The sequence below is a fragment of the Gracilibacillus boraciitolerans JCM 21714 genome (assembly GCF_000521485.1).
GTDB lineage: Bacteria > Bacillota > Bacilli > Bacillales > Amphibacillaceae > Gracilibacillus > Gracilibacillus boraciitolerans.
In genome coordinates, this window is sequence record NZ_BAVS01000065.1 from 1 (window position 1) to 4,922 (window position 4,922).

Annotated in this window: 4 protein-coding genes, 14 tRNA genes and 1 rRNA gene; 1 reads left to right on the plus strand and 18 read right to left on the minus strand. The window is 38.2% G+C overall.

The genetic code is table 11. The features are described 5' to 3' along the window. Positions 1-16 precede the first annotated feature (16 nt). Entirely contained in the window at positions 17-628 is a 612-nt protein-coding gene (locus tag JCM21714_RS17480; protein WP_052000894.1) for an ATPase, read from the minus strand. Further along, the gene (locus tag JCM21714_RS17485; RefSeq protein WP_035726385.1) at positions 628-822 is read right to left on the minus strand and encodes a hypothetical protein; all 195 of its coding nucleotides are present in this window, start codon (positions 820-822) and stop codon (positions 628-630) included. Before JCM21714_RS17485 ends, JCM21714_RS17480 begins: the two co-directional genes overlap by 1 nt. Before the next feature lie 424 nt (positions 823-1,246). On the opposite strand from JCM21714_RS17485, the gene JCM21714_RS17490 reads away from it, so the two are divergent. Continuing rightward, a complete protein-coding gene (locus JCM21714_RS17490; RefSeq protein ID WP_035726388.1) occupies positions 1,247-1,732 on the plus strand; it encodes a metal-dependent hydrolase in 486 nt (161 codons plus the stop codon). Between the two features lie 245 nt (positions 1,733-1,977). Here JCM21714_RS17490 and JCM21714_RS17495 read toward each other — a convergent pair whose 3' ends face one another. The 16 genes from JCM21714_RS17495 to rrf all read right to left on the minus strand — a co-directional run bounded on the left by JCM21714_RS17495 (position 1,978) and on the right by rrf (position 4,804). Then, the gene (locus JCM21714_RS17495; RefSeq protein WP_035726391.1) at positions 1,978-2,994 is read right to left on the minus strand and encodes a DUF3231 family protein; all 1,017 of its coding nucleotides are present in this window, start codon (positions 2,992-2,994) and stop codon (positions 1,978-1,980) included. Positions 2,995-3,321: 327 nt separating this feature from the next. Then, positions 3,322-3,406 (minus strand) — tRNA-Leu (locus JCM21714_RS17500). 13 nt (positions 3,407-3,419) lie between these two features. Next, positions 3,420-3,493 (minus strand) — tRNA-Cys (locus JCM21714_RS17505). A 47-nt stretch (positions 3,494-3,540) separates the two neighbouring features. Beyond that, positions 3,541-3,617 (minus strand) — tRNA-Gly (locus tag JCM21714_RS17510). 5 nt (positions 3,618-3,622) lie between these two features. Then, positions 3,623-3,697: transfer RNA gene (locus JCM21714_RS17515), tRNA-Gln, on the minus strand. A 14-nt stretch (positions 3,698-3,711) separates the two neighbouring features. After that, positions 3,712-3,787, minus strand: a tRNA-His gene (locus tag JCM21714_RS17520). 14 nt (positions 3,788-3,801) lie between these two features. Next, positions 3,802-3,872, minus strand: a tRNA-Trp gene (locus tag JCM21714_RS17525). 36 nt (positions 3,873-3,908) lie between these two features. Beyond that, a tRNA-Tyr gene (locus JCM21714_RS17530) sits at positions 3,909-3,994 on the minus strand. Between the two features lie 42 nt (positions 3,995-4,036). Then, positions 4,037-4,112, minus strand: a tRNA-Phe gene (locus JCM21714_RS17535). 33 nt (positions 4,113-4,145) lie between these two features. Continuing rightward, positions 4,146-4,222, minus strand: a tRNA-Asp gene (locus JCM21714_RS17540). 2 nt (positions 4,223-4,224) lie between these two features. Next, a tRNA-Met gene (locus JCM21714_RS17545) sits at positions 4,225-4,304 on the minus strand. Positions 4,305-4,330: 26 nt separating this feature from the next. Further along, positions 4,331-4,409: transfer RNA gene (locus JCM21714_RS17550), tRNA-Val, on the minus strand. 6 nt (positions 4,410-4,415) lie between these two features. Next, positions 4,416-4,490: transfer RNA gene (locus JCM21714_RS17555), tRNA-Glu, on the minus strand. A 13-nt stretch (positions 4,491-4,503) separates the two neighbouring features. Beyond that, positions 4,504-4,595, minus strand: a tRNA-Ser gene (locus tag JCM21714_RS17560). Between the two features lie 2 nt (positions 4,596-4,597). Next, positions 4,598-4,672, minus strand: a tRNA-Asn gene (locus JCM21714_RS17565). 12 nt (positions 4,673-4,684) lie between these two features. Beyond that, positions 4,685-4,804: ribosomal RNA gene (rrf, locus tag JCM21714_RS17570) — 5S ribosomal RNA — on the minus strand. Positions 4,805-4,922: the final 118 nt, after the last annotated feature.

Below are 4,922 nucleotides of genomic sequence, written 5' to 3' on the forward strand. Positions count from 1 at the left end.
AAAACCGATTTTCTCATTAGAAAATCGGTTTAACCTTGATTCTTTCTATATTGATTTTGAATAGGTAAGGACCATTGGGTAGATTTGTTGTTTCGAAAGTTATTTTTCCATTATTTATTTCGAGTACTATTTCCCCCCCATCATCCTCACTATTGTCAATTAAAACAAGGTTGTCAATTAGATAGGTATATTCATAAAGATGTTTAAACGATGTCCTATTTCTTCTAATAATATCTTCAGTAGGAATGTGATGACCACCATTCTTTACTCTCATTGCAACCCTTTCAATGTTTTGGCTGACATTGCTTAGTGCAACATAAAACATCGTTATTTCATAACCCATCTCTTTGGCTATTCGCATTTGTTTGATAGCATTCTTACCAGCAAGTGTTGTTTCTATCGAAAAGTCTTTACCTTCTTCAATGTATTTATTGACGGATTTTATGACTTCTTTACCAGCTGATACTCTTTTATCTTCAGGATTTTCTGGATCGAATCTTCGAGCGATAGCATCTGGATCAATATTGATATCAACACCAAGCTTATCAATTATTAGACTCCGTAATGTGCTTTTACCACTTCCGTTATTACCTGCAAACACAAAAAATATAGGTTTATGGTTGTGCATTAAGTTTCACCATCTTTTTTTAGAGGAACAATATCACCATCAGGAAATTCTTTTACAAGTTTACCGTTTTTTTCATATACAATATATGTGTTGTTTGCTTTTGCATCTATCCTAGCTCGTTCACCAGTCATTTTAGCCCATTTACTTAACCATTCATATTTTCTTTTTGGTTCATTGTTTTGTTCTTCTAACATAAGCAACACCACCTTTAAGTAAATTATATCAGATTGTTTATTAATGTTATAAGATATTTAATAAGTTATACACTTTGTTATGAAACTTACTTAAACAAACGGGTGCTTGACTTTAACAAAGATATAGCTAAAAGAACCTAAATTATGCAAGTTTTTATACATTTTACTTATTACATAGGCTCTTTTTATTATTTTTTAAATACGCGTAGATGAAATTTTTATCACATGGATTACATTAAGTTTTTAATCAAATTTCCAATTGAATGTGTCATTTTAGTTGAGCAATAACTGTGTCATTTTACTTGACGGTCACAATTGTTTTATTAATGACTTAAAAGTTATAAAAAACATATGTTCCTTTGTTACTTATAATGTTATGCTTATAAAGCGACAAAATATGTAACTGATTGAAAAGGAGTAAAAAATGACAGGAAAAACACATTTGATCGGTGGGATTGCTGCTACCACAGTTATTACAAGTTTTACTAACTATGACCCTATTATATTTATTGCAGCAGGAGCAGTAGGTGGACTAATTCCTGACATCTGTCATGGTGGAAGTAAAATAGGACGTAAATTCCCACTATTATCTAACATAATCAACAAAATTTTTGGCCACCGAACCTTTACACACAGCTTATTATTTTTGATCGTAATGGGTGGGATCTTATCAATGATTACGAGTAACTCCACTCTTATAGCAGGGCTTATCATTGGAATGTCCAGTCATTTACTACTTGATGCTGCTACCAAGAGAGGGATTAAACTACTATATCCAGTTAATTTAACTGTTCGGTTTCCAGTCACTATTAAAACAGGTGGAACTATTGAAAGTATTGTTTTACTGTTGTTGGCACTGATAACAATCTACTATGGAAAAGATATTGTGATCTCTTCTCTTAATTCCTAGCATTATTTTTGGAGGGGGGGTAGATATTGCGCTATTACATAGATCGAGAACAATTCTATCTCTGCAAGTCTGCCTCTCTTCTCCCATAGTTTATTCTGTTTATAAATTTTGCCAGCTCCGGAGCTGTTTCATTTGTAATAAGTGTTCATCATAACTCTAAAATTCCTGTTAGGATTTGTGCAAAGCCAGGCAATGCAATATTCCAAAAAATTGCTTTAAGAACTTTACTTTTATCCTCTACTATTTCATTTTTTGGATAGTTCATCACGGTCTAATGCCCGCGGCGGTTCTTCCATCCACCCATTTTTAATCATGATTTTAGCCCCGTCATCGGCGTATTTTACTATTTCTGCGACTAATCTGCTATACATAACGCCGATGTCCCTTCTTGGACTCACGGACATACTTCCACCATAATATCCAATACTTAACGCGATAAGGGTCGTGGTATAGAACATCATTTTCCTATCAGAAAAAGTATATGTAGTTGAATCAGTAACCTCTGTATCCCATGTCATAGGACAAGGTAAATCACTTTCTTTTAGTAATGAACCAAATATTTCACAATGCTTATTTGCGATTTGCTTTCCTCTTAATAGGAATTGTGTTACTTCTTCATCCTGGGCAACTTGGCTATAACCAATTAGGGTGGCTACCCCTAATGCGTTCCTTTGAAAGTTGGTATATAGGTTTGTGATTTCGGTACCTGTAAGGGGGGGTCTTTTTTCGCCAAAAAAGCCTGCCAAAAAACTTTTCTGTTTTACAAAATCATATGATTCAGGTATTGGGAGATATGGTGACCTGATATACAGACCCTTTGCCAATAATATATCATTCGTTTGTTTGATAAGTTTATCAGATTCACTTAAACATTGACTAAAAAAGCTATAAACATCATCTCTTACTGCGACAGGTAAAGTAGTGCTATATGCATTTAAACCAATCTTACCCAATTGATTAACATTATTTAAATAATAAGTATCAGAAAACAATCTTGGTGCGGTGACATCAACATCTTCATTCAATTTAAAACCATGAGGAACAGGATAGCCTTCCTGAGTTAATATCTGGGTTATAGTGTCAACGTGCAATTGTGAAATATCTAATGCATATTGAATTACAGATTTAATTTCAGTATCTTTCACAGTATATAAATAATAAGTTAAATGGCAGATGGAACCACTGTCATTCATGTATGTAGCCCATAAATTTGTTATCTCTGCCGATGTTAATCTGAAATCGTTTTGTTGAGTAGTCTCCATTTTCATCCCTCCAAAATAGGATATTCCTTAACCTTCAGTTCCCCCCCAATAAATATCTATATATGTAAATCTATTTAGTATTGTCGATTTAAAACCAACCAAGTTATTTACTAATATTTGATGGTAAGAAAGAGAATACCTATTTAGATTAAAAAAGTGTAGAGATACATACAATAAATTGTATTAAAGTTTTATGTAAAACTTAAGAAAAGATAAAAATACATGATAGTCAAAAAGTGCAAAAAATAGTGTGTAATAAGGCACAAAAAAAGGCCTCCTGCAATATGCAGAAAGTCTATAAAACATCGTTTTATTAAGTTGTTTTAATACCGGTGGTCGGGGGGGTCGAACCGACACTCCCGAAGGAACACGATTTTGAGTCGTGCGCGTCTGCCAATTCCGCCACACCGGCATAAATAGAAATTTGGAGGCGGCAACCGGATTTGAACCGGTGATAAAGGTTTTGCAGACCTCTGCCTTACCACTTGGCTATGCCGCCTCAATAAGTATATTATATGCTATTAATCAGAAATTGTTAAATAAAAATGGAGCGGAAGACGGGATTCGAACCCGCGACCCCCCCACCTTGGCAAGGTGATGTTCTACCACTGAACTACTTCCGCAAAAATGGCTGGGCTAGCTGGATTCGAACCAGCGCATGACGGTACCAAAAACCGTTGCCTTACCGCTTGGCTATAGCCCAATAAATGAAATTAATGGGGCGACCAGTGGGGATCGAACCCACGCATGCCGGAACCACAATCCGGTGCGTTAACCACTTCGCCATGATCGCCATAATAAAAACAGGGGGGGTAGTAGGAATCGAACCCACACTGGAGGTTTTGGAGACCTCTGTTCTACCGTTAAACTATACCCCCCCTACATTAATAATAAAGTATTCAGTTAATAAAAAATGGTGGAGGGAGTAGGACTCGAACCTACGAACCCGATGGGAGCGGATTTACAGTCCGCCGCGTTTGGCCAACTTCGCTATCCCTCCACTATAGTAAATAATTAGTAAAATAGAAATAAACATTAAAAGTGGTGGCTCGGGACGGAATCGAACCGCCGACACACGGATTTTCAGTCCGTTGCTCTACCGACTGAGCTACCGAGCCATAAAATGAATGATTAAATTGATAAGTTTAAAGTGGCGGTCCGGACGGGACTCGAACCCGCGACCTCCTGCGTGACAGGCAGGCATTCTAACCAACTGAACTACCGGACCTTTGGTTGCGGGGGCAAGATTTGAACTTGCGACCTTCGGGTTATGAGCCCGACGAGCTACCAGACTGCTCCACCCCCCCGCGACAATAAGGATATATAATTTTGTGAATGGTGGAGGATGCAGGGCTCGAACCTGCGACCCCCCCTTGCTTGTAAGGCAAGTGCTCTCCCAGCTGAGCTAATCCTCCATTAATTGGTGACCCGTACGGGATTCGAACCCGTGATACCGCCGTGAAAGGGCGATGTCTTAACCGCTTGACCAACGGGCCAATATATGAAAAGTGGCGGAGAGCGAGGGATTCGAACCCTCGGTACAGCGTTAACCGCACACACGATTTCCAATCGTGCTCCTTCGACCACTCGGACAGCTCTCCATTGGCTCCACAGGTAGGATTCGAACCTACGACCGATCGGTTAACAGCCGATTGCTCTACCACTGAGCTACTGTGGAATGGAAATAAATGCTTGGCAACGTCCTACTCTCGCAGGGGGGGCGCGAGCCCCAACTACCATGGGCGCTGGAGAGCTTAACTACTGTGTTCGGCATGGGAACAGGTGTGACCTCTCCGCTATCGTCACCAAGCTTGGACAAATATTTAAGTGACAAAGAATATTATACTATGTATTTAGAAAAAATCAAGTAAAAATTCAAAATACTTTCAAAACTAGATAAGAACAAAAGACAAGGTTCAAACAAACCG